This is a genomic window from Galbibacter pacificus (assembly GCF_029603165.1).
GTDB lineage: Bacteria > Bacteroidota > Bacteroidia > Flavobacteriales > Flavobacteriaceae > Galbibacter > Galbibacter pacificus.
The window spans coordinates 903,842-922,323 of the sequence record NZ_JAQSVC010000001.1; the positions used below are offsets into that span (position 1 = coordinate 903,842).

The 18,482-nt window shown below is 40.0% G+C and carries 14 protein-coding genes; 2 read left to right on the top strand and 12 right to left on the bottom strand.

From position 1 onward, the window contains the following. Positions 1 to 93: 93 nt before the first annotated feature. The 6 genes from PSF86_RS03745 to PSF86_RS03770 form a co-directional block, all read right to left on the bottom strand. On the bottom strand, positions 94 to 1,278 hold the full coding sequence (locus tag PSF86_RS03745) for an acetyl-CoA C-acyltransferase (protein ID WP_277898705.1): 1,185 nt from the start codon (positions 1,276 to 1,278) through the stop codon (positions 94 to 96). Between the two features lie 112 nt (positions 1,279 to 1,390). Further along, positions 1,391 to 3,796: a 3-hydroxyacyl-CoA dehydrogenase/enoyl-CoA hydratase family protein gene (locus PSF86_RS03750; protein WP_277898706.1), complete on the bottom strand. Its 2,406-nt coding sequence runs from the start codon at positions 3,794 to 3,796 to the stop codon at positions 1,391 to 1,393. A 34-nt stretch (positions 3,797 to 3,830) separates the two neighbouring features. After that, positions 3,831 to 4,265, bottom strand: coding sequence for a MarR family winged helix-turn-helix transcriptional regulator (locus PSF86_RS03755; protein ID WP_277898707.1), 435 nt, complete (start codon positions 4,263 to 4,265; stop codon positions 3,831 to 3,833). 162 nt (positions 4,266 to 4,427) lie between these two features. Next, complete coding sequence (locus PSF86_RS03760; RefSeq protein WP_277898708.1) at positions 4,428 to 6,206, bottom strand: AMP-dependent synthetase/ligase; 1,779 nt, start codon at positions 6,204 to 6,206, stop codon at positions 4,428 to 4,430. A gap of 264 nt (positions 6,207 to 6,470) precedes the next feature. After that, positions 6,471 to 10,130, bottom strand: coding sequence for a phosphoribosylformylglycinamidine synthase (gene purL, locus PSF86_RS03765; RefSeq protein WP_407933306.1), 3,660 nt, complete (start codon positions 10,128 to 10,130; stop codon positions 6,471 to 6,473). Positions 10,131 to 10,263: 133 nt separating this feature from the next. After that, entirely contained in the window at positions 10,264 to 10,950 is a 687-nt protein-coding gene (locus tag PSF86_RS03770) for an SGNH/GDSL hydrolase family protein (protein ID WP_277898709.1), read from the bottom strand. Between the two features lie 126 nt (positions 10,951 to 11,076). On the opposite strand from PSF86_RS03770, the gene PSF86_RS03775 reads away from it, so the two are divergent. Then, the gene (locus PSF86_RS03775; RefSeq protein ID WP_277898710.1) at positions 11,077 to 11,556 is read left to right on the top strand and encodes a GyrI-like domain-containing protein; all 480 of its coding nucleotides are present in this window, start codon (positions 11,077 to 11,079) and stop codon (positions 11,554 to 11,556) included. Here the strand turns inward: PSF86_RS03775 and PSF86_RS03780 are convergent. Both PSF86_RS03780 and PSF86_RS03785 read right to left on the bottom strand, forming a co-directional pair. Further along, the gene (locus PSF86_RS03780) at positions 11,553 to 12,374 is read right to left on the bottom strand and encodes an endonuclease I family protein (protein WP_277898711.1); all 822 of its coding nucleotides are present in this window, start codon (positions 12,372 to 12,374) and stop codon (positions 11,553 to 11,555) included. The genes PSF86_RS03775 and PSF86_RS03780 overlap by 4 nt on opposite strands. Before the next feature lie 30 nt (positions 12,375 to 12,404). Next, the gene (locus PSF86_RS03785) at positions 12,405 to 13,619 is read right to left on the bottom strand and encodes an RsmB/NOP family class I SAM-dependent RNA methyltransferase (RefSeq protein WP_277898712.1); all 1,215 of its coding nucleotides are present in this window, start codon (positions 13,617 to 13,619) and stop codon (positions 12,405 to 12,407) included. 119 nt (positions 13,620 to 13,738) lie between these two features. Here PSF86_RS03785 and PSF86_RS03790 point away from each other — a divergent pair, with 119 nt between their 5' ends. After that, positions 13,739 to 14,776 (top strand): WD40/YVTN/BNR-like repeat-containing protein, encoded by a 1,038-nt coding sequence (locus PSF86_RS03790; RefSeq protein ID WP_277898713.1) that lies wholly within the window; start codon positions 13,739 to 13,741, stop codon positions 14,774 to 14,776. A 35-nt stretch (positions 14,777 to 14,811) separates the two neighbouring features. Here the strand turns inward: PSF86_RS03790 and PSF86_RS03795 are convergent, their stop codons facing one another. The 4 genes from PSF86_RS03795 to PSF86_RS03810 form a co-directional block, all read right to left on the bottom strand. Then, positions 14,812 to 15,264: a hypothetical protein gene (locus PSF86_RS03795; RefSeq protein WP_277898714.1), complete on the bottom strand. Its 453-nt coding sequence runs from the start codon at positions 15,262 to 15,264 to the stop codon at positions 14,812 to 14,814. A gap of 102 nt (positions 15,265 to 15,366) precedes the next feature. After that, positions 15,367 to 15,876 carry a hypothetical protein gene (locus PSF86_RS03800; protein WP_277898715.1) on the bottom strand — a complete coding sequence of 170 codons (510 nt, stop codon included), beginning with the start codon at positions 15,874 to 15,876 and terminating at the stop codon, positions 15,367 to 15,369. 96 nt (positions 15,877 to 15,972) lie between these two features. Next, positions 15,973 to 16,506 (bottom strand): RNA polymerase sigma factor, encoded by a 534-nt coding sequence (locus tag PSF86_RS03805; RefSeq protein ID WP_277898716.1) that lies wholly within the window; start codon positions 16,504 to 16,506, stop codon positions 15,973 to 15,975. A 124-nt stretch (positions 16,507 to 16,630) separates the two neighbouring features. Further along, positions 16,631 to 18,460, bottom strand: a complete 1,830-nt coding sequence (locus PSF86_RS03810; RefSeq protein WP_277898717.1) for an ABC transporter ATP-binding protein — start codon at positions 18,458 to 18,460, stop codon at positions 16,631 to 16,633. Between the last annotated feature and the right edge of the window lie 22 nt (positions 18,461 to 18,482).

Here is an 18,482-nt window from a genome sequence, read left to right on the forward strand (position 1 = left end):
AGGGGGAGGATTTTTCCTATGAGGAGTCAATAGGATTTTTATGGTTTGTAATTCTTTAGTTTTCTATAATACTTTCCCTGTTAAGGAGGGGATTTAATTCAAAAATTCGTATACCCCTGCGGCCCCTTGTCCTGTACCGACGCACATGGTAACAATGCCATATTTGTTTTTGCGTTTCCGCATTTCGTCAAACAGTTGAACGGATAGTTTTGCTCCCGTGCATCCCAATGGATGTCCTAAAGCAATAGCGCCACCATTTACGTTTACAATGTCTGGATTTAATCCTGTTTCCCTAATTACAGCCAACGATTGCGAAGCAAAAGCTTCGTTAAGTTCTACCAAATCGATTTGATCTAATTTCATCCCTGCTTGCTCCAATGCCTTTGGAATGGCTTTTATGGGACCGATGCCCATAATTCTCGGTGGAACTCCGACTGCGGCATAGGAAACCAGTCGTGCAATGGGTTCCAGGTTGAGTTCTTTCACCATTTTTTCGCTCATTACCAATGTAAAAGCGGCACCGTCGCTCATTTGAGATGAATTTCCTGCGGTAACGCTTCCTCCTTGTGCAAATACGGGTCGGAGTTTTCCCAAAACTTCAATTGAAGTATCGCTACGTGGGCCTTCATCTGTATCGACCGTATAAGATTTGGTAGCTTTTTTTCCTTTTCCGTCTACATATACCTGCTCAATGTTAATAGGTACAACTTGGTCTTTAAAGCGCCCTTCTTTGATTGCTTTTAATGCTTTTTGATGCGAATTGTAAGCAAATTCATCTTGATCTTCGCGGGATACTTTGTACTGTTCGGCTACGGCCTCGGCTGTAAGTCCCATGCCCCAATAATAATCTTCATGACCGTTTTTTGCCAGTTGATAGTCGGGTACGGGTTTATATCCTCCCATAGGGATGTAGCTCATGCTCTCGGCACCACCCGCGATGATGCAGTCGGCCATTCCCGATTGTATCTTGGCAGTGGCAATACCAATGGTTTCAAGTCCCGAAGCACAATAACGGTTTACGGTTACGCCCGGAACATCTTCAATTTTAAGTCCCATAAGCGAAATCAACCTTCCTACGTTTAATCCTTGTTCGGCCTCTGGCATGGCATTTCCCACAATAACGTCGTCTATGCGCAATTTGTCTAGTTGCGGTACTTCATTTAGCATGTACTGAATGGTTTCGGCAGCTAGTTCATCCGGTCTTTTAAATCGGAACAACCCGCGGGGAGCTTTCCCAACGGCTGTTCTGTATGCTTTTACGATATATGCTGTTTTCATAATAGGCCCCCTCTAACTCCCCCGAGGGGGAGGATTATTATGGGGTTATTTTTATAGATTATACATTGTTTTATTATTTTACTCCTCCCCTTAGGGGAGACTGGGTGGGGCTTTAATTACGTAACGGTTTTCCTGTTTTTAGCATGTGTTGTATGCGTTCCAGGGTTTTTCGTTCGGTACAAAGTGATAAAAAGGCTTCGCGTTCTAAATCCAACAAATATTGTTCTGTAACCTGCGTGGCTTCAGATAAATCGCCCCCGGCCATTACATAGGCCAATTTATTGGCAATTTTCATATCGTGTTCAGAAATATAATTCCCGGCATTCATGGAATCGGTACCAACAAGGAACATACCCAAGGCCTGTTTTCCGAGCACTTTAATATCTTTTCGCTTGGGTGGTTGCGTATAACCAGCTTCTGCCATTAACAAAGCATGTTTTTTTGCTTCGGCTATCAAGCGGTTATTGTTTACCACCACTACATCTTTTCCTTTTTGAAGGATATTTAGGTCGAAAGCTTCATGAGCTGAAGTGGAAACCTTGGCCATTCCAATATTAAGGAAGTGTTCCCGAAGTACATTTAATTCCACATCATCTTTTCTGAATAAATCAGAAGCACGCAGTGTCATTTCCTTAGAACCGCCACCACCGGGAATAACACCAACGCCAAATTCTACCAAACCGATATAAGTTTCGGCGGCAGCCACTACCTTATCGGCATGGAGCGATAACTCGCAACCACCGCCAAGTGTCATTCCATGCGGGGCAGACACCGTAGGAATGGCAGAATACCGCATTCGCATCATGGTATCTTGAAAAGTTTTGATAGCAAAGTTCAATTCGTCGTACTCTTGTTCTACCGCCATCATAAAAATCATCCCGATATTGGCACCGACGGAGAAATTTGCTCCTTGATTCCCAACTACCAGACCTTGATACTCTTTTTCGGCCAGATCGATGGCTTTATTAAGTCCGGCAATAACGTCGCCACCAAGCGTATTCATTTTAGAGCGAAACTCCACGTTAAGGATACCATCTCCCAAATCTTCTACAACTACGCCGCTGTTTTTCCAAACTTCTTTTGATTCGCGGATGTTGTCGAGAATAATAAACGCATCTTGTCCCGGCTTTTTGGTTTGTTTCTTTGTAGGGATATCATAATAATAAGTAGCCCCGTCATTTATAGTATAGAACGATTTACTGTCATTTTCCAGCATTTCTATTACCCATTTGGCAGGCTTTTTTCCTTCGGCTTTCATTAATTCCACGCCTTTTTCTACGCCAATGGCGTCCCAAATTTCAAAAGGCCCATGTTGCCAGCCAAATCCGGCCTTCATGGCATCGTCTATGCGGTACAATTCATCTGAAATTTCAGGAATTCTGTTTTGAACATAAGCAAACAATGCAGTAAAGTTTTTACGGTAAAACTCGCCCGCCTTGTCCTTTCCGTCAACTAAAATAGAAAACCTGTCGGCTACAACATCTACGGTTTTTGTAAGCTCTAGCGTTGCAAATTTAGCTTTTTTGCTTTCGGTATATTCCATGGAATCTAGGTCCAATGAAAGAATATTGCTTTTTCCGTCTTTATCTTTTACCTTTTTGTAAAACCCTTGTCCGCTTTTACTGCCCAACCATTTGTTGTCCATCATGGTTTGAATGAACTCGGGGAGTTTGAATAGGTCGTGGGCCTCGTCATTTGGACAGTTTTCATAAATTCCATTGGCAACATGTACCAATGTGTCCAGCCCGACCACATCTACGGTACGAAAAGTAGCCGATTTAGGGCGGCCAATTACCGGACCGGTTAATTTATCGACTTCTTCAACGGTAAGTCCTATCTCTTTTACCTGATGGAACAAACTTTGAATCCCGAAGATACCAATACGGTTCCCGATAAAGGCAGGGGTGTCTTTGGCAAGGACCGAAGTTTTTCCAAGGAATTTTTCGCCATATGCCATTAACAAATCTGTGACTTCTTGTTTGCAATTTGGTCCGGGAACTACTTCAAAAAGTTTTAAATACCGGGGCGGGTTAAAAAAGTGCGTCACGGCAAAATGCTCTTGAAAATCCTGGCTTCGGCCTTCGTTCATGAAATGAATGGGAATTCCAGAGGTATTTGAAGTAATTAGCGTTCCGGGTTTGCGGTATTTTTCAATTTTCTCGAAGACACTTTTTTTAATGTCCAAGCGTTCAACAACAACTTCAATAACCCAATCTACATCTTTTATTTTAGAGAGATCATCTTCGAGGTTACCCGTACTAATCCTATCGGCAAATTTTTTATTGTAGATAGGAGAGGGGTTCGATTTTAATGCAGCTGTCAAGTTATCGTTTACGATCCTATTTCTTACGGCAGGATTTTCCATGGACAAGCCTTTGGCTTTTTCCTTGTCGTTAAGTTCACGCGGAATAATATCGAGCAGTAACACTTCTGCCCCGATATTTGCAAAATGGCAGGCAATGCCACTTCCCATAATTCCAGAACCTATAACTGCTACTTTTTTGATTCTTCTCTTCATTTTTCTTTATTGAGATTAATTATGTTGATACGTTCTATTTGTAAATCTTTTTTTCTGAAATAAGTTCGTTTATCACTTCGGCAACTTTAAAAAAACTGTCCAAATCGTTTTGCGAAACATGTTTTTTTACGGTTTCATTAAAAGTGAGTACCGCTTCTTTGGAAACCTCCCTTTTCTCTTTACCAAAGGGGGTAAGGCATATAAGAACGCCACGTCCGTCTTCCGGGTTTGGTTTTCTTTTTATTAAACCTTTTTCTTCCATACTTTTTAATGTTCTCGATAAGCTGGTACCTTCCATGCCCATTTTTGGGCCCAATGCTGTAGATGGGGATCCTTTTTCGGGGTCTATGCTTAATAAGGTGAAGCCTGTAGCCATTGTGCTATCAAATTTTCCGGCTTCTTCATTGTACATTTTTGCTACCGCTTGCCAAGTAGCCCTTAATGCGTAATCTATTGTTTTATCCTTCATTTTTTCAATGGTGGTGTGTTCAAATATACAAATAATATATTATGCACGCATAGTAAATTAATGTAAAATTTGTTAAATCGTAAAATGAAGTAAGAACAGATATTAAGTTAATAAAAAAACTCCCCAAAAATGAGGAGTTTATTGAAAATTTGTGTTAAGATTTTAATTGGTGTGCTCGTATAACTTGTCGTACAAATCCATATACTTTTCCTTAACAATCCTACGTTTTAATTTTAAAGTAGGGGTGAGGTGGCCATCTTCCACGCTCCATTCGTCTGGAGTGAGCTCAAATTTCTTGATGCGTTCCCATCTGCCAAATTTATGGTTGTGCACATCTATTTCTTCTTGTATTCGTTCTATTACCTTTGGGTTGGCAATTAATTCGGCATTTGTAGTGCCTATGTCCACATTGTGCCTTTTTGCCCATTTGGACACAAATTCGAAATTTGGCTGTATAAGTGCACAGGGCATTTTTTCGCCTTCGCCTATAACCATTATCTGCTCGATGAAGCGCGATTGTTTCATTTCGTTTTCAATAAGTTGGGGTGCAATATATTTTCCGCCAGAAGTTTTAAAGATTTCTTTTTTCCGGTCGGTTATTTTAAGAAAACCGTCGTTGTCTACTTCCCCAATATCCCCTGTATGAAAAAACCCGTTTTCCATAACTTCATTGGTTTTTTCTTCATCTTTGTAATAACCCATCATTACATTTGGGCCTTTGCACAGGATTTCCCCGTCTTCGGCTATTTTTACTTCTATACCGGGTAATATCCTTCCAACGGTACCAATTTTCCAACCACGGTTTTTTTGGTCGTTAACTGCAATAACCGGAGAAGTTTCCGTAAGTCCGTACCCTTCCATTACGGGAATATTTGCAGCACCAAAAATTCTTGATAACCTGGGCTGCAAAGCTGCACTTCCGGAAACCATGACCTTTAGGTTCCCGCCAAGGCCCTCTTGCCATTTGCTAAAAATAAGTTTTCTGGCAATGTTGAGCTGTATTCCATACCAGCTCCCGTTTGCACCATATGGTTCGAATTTATGCCCGAGTTCTAAGGCCCAAAAGAAGAGTTTTTTCTTGATGCCCGTAAGCTCGGCACCTTTTGCATGTATTTTATCGTATACTTTTTCGAGCAATCTGGGAACAACGGTCATTACGTTTGGTTTTACGTCTTTAAGGTTGTCGCTCATCTTGTCTATGGACTCGGCAAAATAGATGGTAATACCACAATGTTGGTATAAATAAACTACCATTCGCTCAAAAATATGGCAAATAGGCAAAAAGCTTAAGGCTGTATCTTTTGGATCGAGCGGTACGCGCTCTTCACTGGCAAGTACATTGGAGACAATGTTTTTGTGGGAAAGCATTACCCCTTTGGGTTTCCCCGTGGTTCCAGAAGTGTAAATAATAGTTGCCAGATCGTCGGTTGTAACGGCTTCTTTTCTTTTTTCTACTTCGTCTTGATTACTGGTATCTTTGCCCAATTCCAGTATTTCCTCCCAGTTTTTTGTACCGTTAAGGTTTATGAAAGAATATATTTCCTTTAGTTTCGGGACATTTTTTTTGATGGCATTTAGTTTCTCTAATATCTCGTTATCGGAAACAATGCAGTAAGTGGCTTCAGAATGATTTAAAATATACTCATAATCTTCTTCTCCGATAGTTGGATAAATAGGTACGTTCTGTGCCCCTATTTGTAAAATACCAATATCGGCAATATGCCATTCGGTCCTGTTGTTATGTGAAATAACGGCTATTTTTTCGTTTGGCTGTATGCCCAGCCTCAATAAGCCCCTACTAAATTGATTTGCTTTGTCTACATATTCCTGCGATGAAGTATGTACCCATTCGTTTTTATATTTAGTTGAAAAGGCAATATCCAAATTATATTTTTCCAATTGATGATATGGAAAATCAAACAAACGGGTTACTTTATTCATAATGGTTTAAAATGATGTTTACTGATTTGCAAATTATGAAATTTGCCGACTATTTTCAAAAGAAGTCATAAAAAAAGGAGTTGTTTGTTGGCAACTCCTTAATTCATTATGATTTAACGGACGTTTGTTTTTGTTGTTCGTTGTTGGCTTTAACTATTCCTTGTTCAAGGTTTCAGGTTTTTGGTTCAAAGTTGCAAAGGTTCAAAGATTTATAAGTTCAATAATTAACCATTAACTAATAACAGTCATCAATCAACTAATCCACTATTTATTCTCCAACCATTTTCGGGCATTTATAAATGCTTCCAGCCATGGGGAAACTTCATCGTTTCTGTTTTCTGGGTAATAAGCCCAGTTCCATTGAAAAATAGAGCGCTCAAAATGCGGCATGGTTACCAAATGCCTGCCGTTGCCCGAAACAATCATGGCCGTGTTGTAATCAGATCCGTTTGGATTTGCCGGATATTCTTCATAACCATATTTTGCAACGATATTGTATTTGTTTTCTTCATAAGGAAAACTGAATTTCCCTTCTCCGTGGGACACCCAAATACCTAATTTGCTTCCGGCGAGCGTAGATAGCATTACCGAATTGTTTTCCTGTATTTCTACGGAAGTGAATATGCTTTCGTGTTTGCCGCTTTCGTTATGAAGCATTTTTGGCATTTCTTTATGCTCTGGATGAATTAGGCCCAACTCTACAAACAACTGACAACCATTGCATATGCCTATTGATAACGTATCTTCCCGGTTGAAGAAATTTGCCAAGGTTTTTTTGGCCTTATCGTTGTACATAAAAGCACCTGCCCAACCTTTGGCGGAACCTAGCACATCGGAATTGGAGAAACCTCCCACGGCACCGATAAACTGGATATCTTCCAAAGTTTCGCGTCCGCTTATCAAATCGGTCATATGGACGTCTTTTACGTCAAAACCTGCCAAGTACATGGCATTTGCCATTTCCCGCTCAGAATTGCTTCCTTTTTCTCTTAAAATAGCCGCTTTTGGACGCTTGCCATTGTGTACGGTTAATTTTCCTGTGAAATTTTCAGGGAAATTATATTGAAGTGGCTGATTTTTATAATTGTTGTAACGAGCTTCAGCAAGGTTGTTTTGTGTTTGTTTTTGATCGAGCAAATAAGAGGTTTTATACCAAATATCCCTTAACTGACTTATACTGAACGAAAAACTGTCGGTATGGTTTACAATTTGTAATCTGTCGCCTTCAAGCGGGCTTCCGATTTTATTGAATTTAATTCCAGCTTCGGCAAGTGCTTTTTCAACAATGGCATCGTTTTTTGCCTGAAAGACAATTCCTGCATTTTCGTTAAATAGCAATTTTACCGAATCTTTTTCAGCAATATTTGTTAAGTCTAATTGAGCTCCTAAATTAATATCGGCAAAACACATTTCGAGCAAAGTGGTAATAAACCCACCGCTGGCCACATCGTGCCCCGCAAGAATTTGCCCATCTTTTATAAGTTGTTGAATGGTGTTGAACGTAGTTTTTAATCCCGTTGCATTTTTAATTGTGGGTACTTCGTTGCCCACCGAATTCAGTATTTGCAAAAACGAGGAACCGCCAAGTTTCAACGAATCTTCAGAAAGGTTAATGTAGTATATGCCGCCGCCGTTTCGTTGTAGAACGGGCTCGATAATCTTGTTGATATTGTTACAATGTGCCCCGGCAGAAATGATTACCGTTCCGGGAGCGATTACTTCTTCATTTGGATATTTCTGCTTCATGGAAAGCGAATCCTTTCCGGTAGGGATATTAATGCCTAATTCTATGGCAAAATCCGAACACCCTTTTACGGCTTCGTACAAACGTGCGTCTTCACCTTCGTTTTTACAGGGCCACATCCAGTTTGCCGAAAAGGAAACCGATTTAAGGCCTTCTTCTAACGGGGCCCAAACAATATTGGTTAAAGCTTCGGCAATAGAATTTCTGCTTCCCGCAACAGGATCTACCAAGGCAGAAACGGGCGAATGCCCAATGGAGGTTGCAATGCCTTCTTTACCTTTAAAGTCGAGCGCCATAACCCCGCAATTGTTTAACGGTAATTGTAAGGGGCCTGCGCATTGCTGTTTGGCTACCCGGCCACCAACGCAACGGTCTACTTTGTTGGTAAGCCAGTCTTTACAAGCTACGGCTTCCAATTGTAAAACCTGTTCTAAATAACGGTATATGTCTTCGGCGCGATATGTTTTTGTGTTGTAATTTCTTTGGATATTTACATCGTTCATAATGGTTTTAGGAGAACTTCCAAACATATCCGAAAGGGCCAAATCCATTGGTTTATCTCCATTTGAAGCGGCTTCAAAACAAAAAATATCATCTCCGGTTACATCGCCCACCTGGTACATCGGGGAGCGCTCCCGGTCGGCTATGCGCTGTAATTTACCAATGTTTTCTTTTGCAATGACCAAGCCCATGCGTTCCTGGCTTTCGTTACCTATTATTTCTTTGGCCGAAAGGGTTGGGTCGCCAACGGGAAGTTTGTCAAGATCTATTTTTCCTCCGGTATCTTCTACGAGTTCTGACAAGCAGTTTAAATGCCCACCGGCACCGTGGTCATGAATGGAAACAATTTCGTTTTCGTCACTTTCAACCATGCCGCGAACGGCATTGGCAACACGTTTTTGCATTTCCGGGTTGGAGCGCTGTACGGCATTTAACTCAATGCCGCTACTAAACTTGCCTGTATCGGCAGAAGAAACCGCGGCACCTCCCATTCCAATCCTATAATTTTCCCCGCCTAAAACCACTATTTTATCACTTGCTTTTGGAGTGGCTTTTAGTGCCTGTTCTTCTTTTCCGTAGCCAATTCCCCCTGCGAGCATAATTACTTTGTCGAAACCCAATTTTCGGACGTCTTCCTCATGCTCAAAAGTGAGTACCGAGCCTGCAATAAGCGGTTGTCCGAATTTATTACCAAAGTCCGATGCCCCATTGGAGGCTTTTATTAATATATCAATAGGGGTTTGGTAAAGCCATTTTCTTTCTTTCATTCCCTTTTCCCATGGGCGGTTTTCTTCCAAACGGGAATAAGAAGTCATATAAACAGCGGTTCCCGCCAATGGCAAAGAACCTTTTCCACCGGCCAATCGGTCTCGGATTTCACCTCCCGAACCGGTAGCCGCACCGTTAAATGGCTCTACGGTGGTTGGGAAGTTATGTGTTTCGGCCTTTAGGGAAAGTACCGAATTGAATGTTTTTTCCTGATAAAAATCTGGTTTGTCGGCTGTTTTTGGTGCAAATTGCACTGCTTTGGGGCCTTTTAAAAAAGCTACATTGTCCTTATAGGCCGAAACGATGGTGTTTGGGTTTTCTTCGGATGTCTTTTTAATCATTTTAAACAAAGACATGGGCTTTTCTTCCCCGTCTATTACAAAAGTTCCGTTGAAAATTTTATGCCTACAGTGTTCCGAGTTTACTTGAGAGAAACCAAAAACTTCAGAATCGGTTAATTTTCGCCCTAATTTTTCAGAAAGCCCATTCAGGTAAGCAACTTCTTCATTGCTTAACGATAATCCTTCCTGCTCGTTGTAAGCGGCTATATTTTCTATTTCTTTTATTTTTTCTGGCTGTATATCGATGTCGAAAATATGCTGATTCAATTGTGTATATTTTTGAGACAGCATGGGATCAAAATCTTTCGAGTCCTTATCGGAAGCATGAAATTCTTCAATCCTGATAATTCCGGGGATGCCCATATTTTGAGTAATCTCAACGGCATTTGTACTCCAAGGTGTAATCATGGCGGCACGCGGACCAATAAAAAAAGCGTCTACAGACGCCGATTCGATTTGTGGCTGGTTGCCAAACAGCCACGTTAGTTTTGCAATATTTTCTTGAGGGATTTCGTCATTCGTTTGAACGGCAAAGACCTTGCTTTTTGGGCTTCCGAAGAAAAGAATCATACTGTGTTGTATTTGTGTCTTTATGGTTGAGACCTTTGTTTTTATTAAAGCGCAAATTTAAGAAATTACTTCCTATTTATAATTAGAAATTAAGCCAATTCTAACATATATTTTGAGCTTTATTTTTTGGCTGTTAGTTGCCCAATACTTTGTCGATTCCTTTTTTTACCATTGGTTCCATTATTTTATATCCTTTAAGGGTAGGGTGCACGCCATCTTTGGCAATATCAGGGTCAAGTCCTTTTGTATCGTTAACCATTTCCGAATAATAATCTACATATACCAAATTGTTCTCTTTGGCATAGTTTTTTAGCATTTTGTTTAACGAAATAACCTTATCGGCAGGTTTTATGGAGGGCCTCCACGGGAAATCATTGGCAGGCAGTACAGAACAGAGCACCACTTTTATGTTGTTTGCCTTGGCCAATTCTATCATGGAAGCAATATTGCCAAAAATATCTTCCAGGGCAATAGGCCCTGTGTTTTCGGCAATGTCATTGATTCCTGCCAAGAACACTACGGCCTTTGGTTGTAATTCAATTACATCCTTACGGAAGCGCAACAGCATTTGCGAGGTGGTCTGCCCACTTATTCCACGATCGATATACGGGTTTTCTTCAAAAAAATCGGGATGCGTGTTTTTCCAGCCTTCGGTTATGGAATTTCCCATAAAAACAACCCGGTTTTCATTGGCGGCCGGAGCATTTAATGCTTCGTTTTCTGTTTTGTATTTTTTAAAATTGGCAAACTCTACAGCGGTTTGCTGGGCAAAAGACTTTAAAAATGTAAGCATAATAATTAACAGGAAATACTTTTTCATGAGGTTGTTGGTTAAAAATTATTAAATATATCCAAATATAAAGAATCCAAAAATTAATTGTGTAAACTACTTTAAATCTTTTCAACTAGAATCCCTAAATTTGGTTACATTTAATAGCTATTCTATATGAACTACAGCCTGAAAGAAATAAAAACGGTCTATTTGGTGGGAAAGTCGATAAAAATGTCGTTCGCGGTCAATAAAACAGCACAATTATGGAGCAGTTTTATGCCTTTTCGCAATAAAACACCCAATAGAAAAGGGGATGAGTTATATGCTGCTGAAGTGTATAATGATGTTGATTTTTTTACAGATTTTGATGCATCCCGAAGCTTTCAAAAATGGGCTGCGGTGCAAGTTGAGACCTTGAATGAAGTACCCGAAGAAATGAAAACCCTTGAAGTTTCGGGCTTGTATATGGTTTTTAATTATAAGGGGAAATCTAGTGAAGCCGCATCATTTTATCAAAGTATTTTTTCCAAATGGGTTCCCGCCTCTGGATATACATTGGACAACAGGCCGCACGTGGCCGTGATGGGAAAGAAATATAAAAACGACGACCCATCTTCCGAAGAAGAAATATGGATTCCTGTAAAAAAACATTAATCCCACTTATTTTCGGCATTGGGGCCGCCCCAAATAAATGTAGCTAAGTGTGGGTTGTCTATAAACGGGTTCCTGTTCCCCTGAATTTTTTCAATGCTATTGTTGCGCTGTTCTTCAAAAGAAGATACGGGATCTTCGGCATTCCATTTCAAAAATAACTTTATATTTCCTACATCTTCAAATGTTTCGTTATAGCGTAGGTTTAAATACAAAATCATCCGTGCTACATCGCCTTTCCATTCATCGCCGGGGTACCAACTTTTATAGTGCAGTTTGTATGTGCCGCTCCCTTCAGAAAAAGGATTGTTGCTACGGCGTGTATTTACGGTTTGGTCGCATACCCTTAAATGGTGCAAGTCGCCTTTGGCCGTATTTTCTATAAGCGATTGCGGATATACATGCTCTGTGTTAAAAGTTTGCGGTTCATGCCTATTGTTTCCAGATACATATTCTTCCCAATACCGGTGTTCGCCCGAATAAATTAGAACCACACTATCTTGTTGTTGCGGCACAGCATCTACCCGGTATAGGTATTTATGGCGTTCCCGGTAACTCAAAATAGTGGTATGTTTGGCAATTGTAACCGTAGCTAAGGCTTCATAAAGCGGAATGGTACGCAAGTTAAAATCTACATCCTTATAGTAGTTTAGGAGTTTTTTAGGAACTTGAATTTCGGTAGAATCTTTCCGCGGGTCGTTAAGTGCTACCGGTGTGTCTTTGTTTGCCAAATTGTCCTTACATCCGCCCAAGGCAAAAAAACAGATACATAAAAAGCCTATTTTTTGGGCTATGCATAATTTTAAAGGAGGAAAAAACATAAAAACAGCTATCAATTTAAATCCGACAATCTAGGAGACTTTTTCCAAAAGGGCCATATAAAATCCATCGAACCCAGAAGTTGAGGCCAGTACTTTTTTATCTTTAATCAATTTAAAGTCTTTCCCGTTTTCGGAATTTAAAAAAAGGGCAACCTGATCCTGATTTTCAGAAGGAAGGACCGAACATGTGGCATATACCATTTTACCGCCCGGTTTTACCATTTTGGAATAATCGTTTAAAATATCTTGTTGTGTTTTTTTAATGTTTTCTATAAATTCCGGTTGAAGCTTCCACTTGGCATCGGGATTTCTTTTTAGTACGCCCAAACCGCTACATGGGGCATCTATCAAAACCCGGTCCATGCTATTGTGAAGCTTTTTTATCACTTTGGTGGAATCAATAGGGCGCGTTTCAATGTTGTGCGCGCCGTTTCTCCGTGCACGTCGTTTTAATTCTTTTAGTTTATTTCCATAAATATCCAATGCAATAATCTGGCCTTTGTTTTCCATTTTAGCGGCCAGGTGCAACGATTTTCCCCCGGCTCCGGCACAAGCATCGGCTATCCGCATACCAGGCTCTGCACCCAGAAAAGATGCCACCAATTGTGACGATGCATCCTGTACTTCAAAAAGGCCGTCACTAAAAGCATTTGTTTTAAAAATATTCGCCCTTTCCTTTAGTTCCAGTGCTTCAGGATATCCTTTTATGGAGAGGGTTTCAATAGCTTCTTCTTTTAAAGCGGCTTGAAGTGCTTTTTTGTTGGTTTTTAATGTGTTAACACGAATAATTACACTAGCTTGTTGGTTTAACGCATGCAGTTCTTTGGTCCATACAGCTTCGCCAAGCTCTTTCTCGCCAAGTAAATCGAGCCAATCGGGAATGGACTCGCGGTATTTCCGTATTTTGGACAATTCGTCAAAGTGCCCTTTGATGCGCCGCGCAGGAGTACCTTCCAACTGGGGCCAGTCTGGTAAACGTATTCCTTTTAACACGGCCCAAACGGCAAAGATCCGCCATAGGTTTTCGCGGGAAAAAGGTTCCTTTACCTCGGCAATTTCAGCATACAAACGTTTCCACCTAACAATATCGTAAGTAGTTTCTGCAATAAAACCACGGTCCCTGGCTCCCCATCTTTTATCTCTTTTTAGCAGTTGTTCAACTACCTTATCGGCATATTTATTTTCGTTAAATATAAGCTGAAGTCCGTCTATTACGGCATATACAAGGTTTCTGTGCAATCGCATAAAACTATATTTTGAAATTGTTTATTGATCGATTTTTGAAGGTCGTTCAAATTATCGTTTGCAAAGGTATTGCTTTGTTGATGATAAAACTTATTTTTATCGAAAGAAAAACATATAGAATGAAGAAGTTGATAGTAATTTTCGAGTTGCTTTTATTGTTTTCGTGCGCAAACGAAAAATTTGAGCCCCATCAATATTCAAAAGTAACGGTTGAAGACGTTTATACCGATTCGATTAGCATTCGGGCCATTACCATGATGCAGGGCAATGTTGGTTTTGCAGGTTCTAAAAATACTTTTGGAATTTATAATACCGGCGTGGGAAAAGTGGTGACCCAAAAAATAAAACAAGATTCTTTGGATATTGAATTCAGGGCCGTAGCAAGTACAAGCACCGATTTTTATATGTTGAGTGTCGCCAATCCGGCATTGTTGTACAAAACCGGGAATCGTGGAAAAATGGAACTGGTATACCGAGAGGATAATGAAAAAGTTTTTTATGATGCCATGCGTTTTTGGAACGACCAAGAAGGGATCGCCATGGGCGACCCCACCAATGGGTGCCTGTCAATAATTGTTACCCGAGATGGGGGAAATACATGGAATAAATTAGCTTGCGAAGCATTGCCCGATGGGAGTAACGCCGAAGCTGCCTTTGCGGCCAGTAACACCAATATTGCCATTGTTGGCAACAACACATGGATTGCGACCGGAGGAAAAAAGACACGTATTTTTTATTCGCCCGATAAGGCCAAGACCTGGCAGGTTTTTGAGACACCAATTGTACAGGGAGAACCCACGCAAGGGATTTATTCGGTTGATTTTTACGACGAAATGAACGGTTTTGTTATTGGCGGCGATTATACCAAACCAGAAAACAACAAGGCCAATAAAGCCGTAACCAACGATGGCGGAAAAACATGGAAATTGGTTGGCGAAGGGCAGGAGCCGGGCTATCGTTCGTGTGTACAATACCTTCCGGGTAGGGAAGCCAAAGAATTGGTAACGGTAGGTTTTAAAGGGATTTCCTTTTCGAATGATGGCGGACAAACTTGGAAACAGCTATCCAATGAAGCTTTTTACACCATCCGCTTTGTAAACGACAGCATTGCATATGCGGCCGGAAATGGTCGTATTTCTATGTTGAGGTTTGAGTGAAACTTCTTGTTTGACAGTTTACTTTAAATAGAAAATCAATCTTTTTTGTTGTGGTATTCTTTTCGGAGCCTGTCTAGAAGCTCGCGGTTAAAGTCGTCTTCCAGTTTTTTCAGGTAAATTATTTTTTTTGCCGAAATAACATTGTCAAGGTTCTCAACAAACCGTTTATTGAGCTCGTATTCGTCTTTTTCTATTTGCTGTAATTTTTTAAGCACTTCTTTAGCCTCGTTTTCGGTAAGGTTTTCAAAACCTTCATCTTTTAACTGGTGCTTTATTTTTTTGTACTGTGCATATTTTACCCGGTACATTTCTTCGTCGTATGCGTTGTAAATGGGCCAGAACTTTTGGGCCTCTTCCGTGGTTAGGTCCAAATGATCGGTGATGTATGCAATTTTAAGGGACTTTATATGGTCGCGTTTACTTTTCTTTTGCGCTTCCATATGAAGCGAAAAGAACGTAAGTAGTAGTAATAGAATATATTTTTTCATTTTTTATACGTTGTAAATCTTAATTAAGCAGGTAAATCTATCAGTTTTTAAGTTGAAACGATTTGTTTTTAACCGTTGAAATTATCTTTATTTAGCAAGGGTTTATTGATTCTCGTCTAAAGAAGCCCCGCTATATGTTTTCATGTTTTTTGATAAATAATCTATAATCTCGTCTTCGCTCAGGGATTCGGTAATTTGGATTTCATCCAAAGGGACATCGTTAAAAGTTTCCACAATATCATAAGAATTTAAATGAAGGTAACCTTCTTCTAAATAATTGTCGATTTCTGAAACTGCCAAGTTGTCTATGGTTGTGTTTGCGGGCCGGATATCGGTTTCAATAAAAAAACCAATTACAAATACCGCAGCAATGGCAGCGGCACTGTATAGCCATGTTAAATTTACAACTTTGGTCTTGGCTTTTTGTACGGTTGCCTTTAGTATTTTGCTTTCCAGTGAATTAAAATACCCTTCCGGAGCTTTAAAACCACTGGTTTTCGGCATTATTTCTGATAAGCCGATTTGAGCTGACAAACGGTTTTCAAAATCCGAAAAATAATTTTCAGGGATTTTAAAGCCTTCTTTTTCAGTATGTAACTTATCTTTTTTCATTTCTATGTTTTGACTCTTTCCAGGTCGTTTGGTTTAATTGTTTGCTAAAACAGTTTTCGTGTACGCTAAAAAACACTTTAACCGAGTTGAATATATCTATTTTAAAAAAGCTTCTATTTTTTTTACCGCATGGTGGTATGAAGCTTTCAGGGCACCGACCGAGGTGTCCAGAACTACGGCCATGTCTTCATATTTCATTTCTTCAAAGTACTTCATGTTAAATACCAAGCGTTGTTTTTCGGGCAGTTCTGCAATGGCTTCTTGTAATTTTAACTGAATTTCATCACCATCAAAATAAGGGTCTGCTCTTAAATTTTCAACAAGCGACATTTGCAGTGCTTCTCCCGATGTTTTTAGCTCGTTGGTCCTTTTCTTTAAAAACGTGAGCGCTTCGTTTGTTGCAATCCGGTACATCCATGTATACAAGGCGCTGTCTTCTTTAAAGCCTTGAATGTTTTTGTAAATTTTTATAAAGGTGTTCTGCAACACATCATCGGTATCGTCATGGTTCAGTACAATCCTCCGTATGTGCCAATAAAGGCGTTCCTTGTAACGGTTTACAAGTTCCCCAAAGGCATGCTCTTGTGTGGCAACGCTTTTTAGTTCTTTAATTAGAATGTCTTCTTGCAATAGCGATTATTTAATCTTTAGACTCTAATTTAATAAAAAGGTTTAATATCAACCTTTAAAGCAGCTGTAAAGAGGCTAAAGCCGTAATAATGTGAATGTGCTGTGTTGTAAAATCAATGAAAAACTAGTCAAACGACTGCATTTCTACCAGTTTTTGGTATACTCCCTTTTTGTTCAATAATTCTTGGTGGGTACCTTGCTCGACAATTTGCCCTTTTTGCATTACCGCAATGGAATCTGCATTTTGAATGGTAGAAAGCCGGTGCGCAATTACTACCGATGTCCTGTTTTTCATCATGTTTTCCAAGGCGGTTTGTACCAGTTTTTCGCTTTCTGTATCAAGTGCAGATGTTGCTTCGTCCAAAATCATGATAGGCGGATTTTTAAGTACGGCACGTGCTATGGAAAGGCGTTGTTTCTGTCCGCCGCTTAATTTGCCGCCGGCATCGCCAATGTTGGTATCGAAACCATTTGGAAGGTTTTTTATAAATTCATGGGCATTGGCAATTTTGGCCGCTTTTTCTATTTCTTCCATTGTGGCATCAGGTTTTCCAATGCGGATATTGTTGGCAACCGTGTCGTTAAACAAAATAGAGTCTTGGGTTACAATGCCCATAAGGCTGCGTAGGCTTTTTATGGAAATTTCTTTAATGTCAATCCCGTCAATTTCTATAGTTCCGTCATTTACATCGTAAAAACGGGTGATTAAATTCGCAATTGTACTTTTACCACTTCCCGATTGTCCCACCAAGGCAACTGTTTTTCCCTTGTCTATATTTAAGGTGAAGTCTTTTAGCACTAATTCGTCTTCATATTTAAAAGAAACATTCCCGATGCTGATACTTTTATCAAAAGAAGTTTTTTCAATGGCATTTGGAGCGTCTTGGATTGAATTTTCGGCATCGAGGATGTCAATAATTCTTTCGGCGGCCGCATCACCCCTTTTTACGCCCGATAATGCTTTTGAAATTTGTTTTGCGGGAGTTAATATGTTGTAGGCCGAAGCTAAAAAGGCGATAAACAGTCCCGAGTCTAAAGATTTTTCCTGAAGGACCATAATCCCGCCAAACCACAATACGCCCGAGACGGCAATAATACCTAAAAACTCGCTCATGGGCGAGGCAATATTTTGCCTGTTGAGCACACTGTTCATGTATTTATTGAGGCGGTCGGTGGCATTGGTAAAAGTTTTAAAAAACCTGTTTTCGGCATTAAAGCCTTTTATAACCTTTAACCCGCCCAAGGTTTCTTCTATAATGGAAAGCACGTTTCCCTGTTCTTTCTGTGCCCTGTCGGAATGCTTTTTTAATTTTTTTCCGATGTATGAGATGAAAAAACCCATAATAGGAAGAAAAAGAAATACAAACAGCGTAAGTTTAGGACTAATGACTATCATGGCAATTAAGGTGAATATAATGGTGAGGGGTTCCCTCACTATTAATTCTAGAATGGAAAGGAATGTCCATTGAACTTCCTGAATATCATTGCTTGCCCTTGCCATGGTGTCACCCTTTTTTTGATCTGAAAAATAACCAATTGGCAGGCTTAATATTTTTTTGTACAAGGCATTTCTCAAGTCCTTTAAAACACCGTTTCTATAAAAGGTAATAAAAAACATCGCCAGGTAATTGGAGACATTTTTTAAAAGAAAGAGTCCAATAATTAACAAACAAGAAAAGAGCAACGCTTTCATCTCGCCATCACTCCCGTTGGATTCAATGTAGGTGTTAAGCTTGTAATTAACAGAGTCCAAAATAAAAGCTTTGAGGTCTCCGGTGAACTCTGGGGCTACTTTAATGGGCGGGACCGTTTTAAAAAGGACGTTGAGCATTGGGAAAAGTGCAATAAGCGACAAGGCGCTGAACAATGCATACAGGACATTGAAAAAAATATTCAAGTAGCCATACTTTCTATAAGGTTTGGCAAAGCGTAATATCTGTCGGAAGTAATTCATTAATTATTAATAACATTTGTGG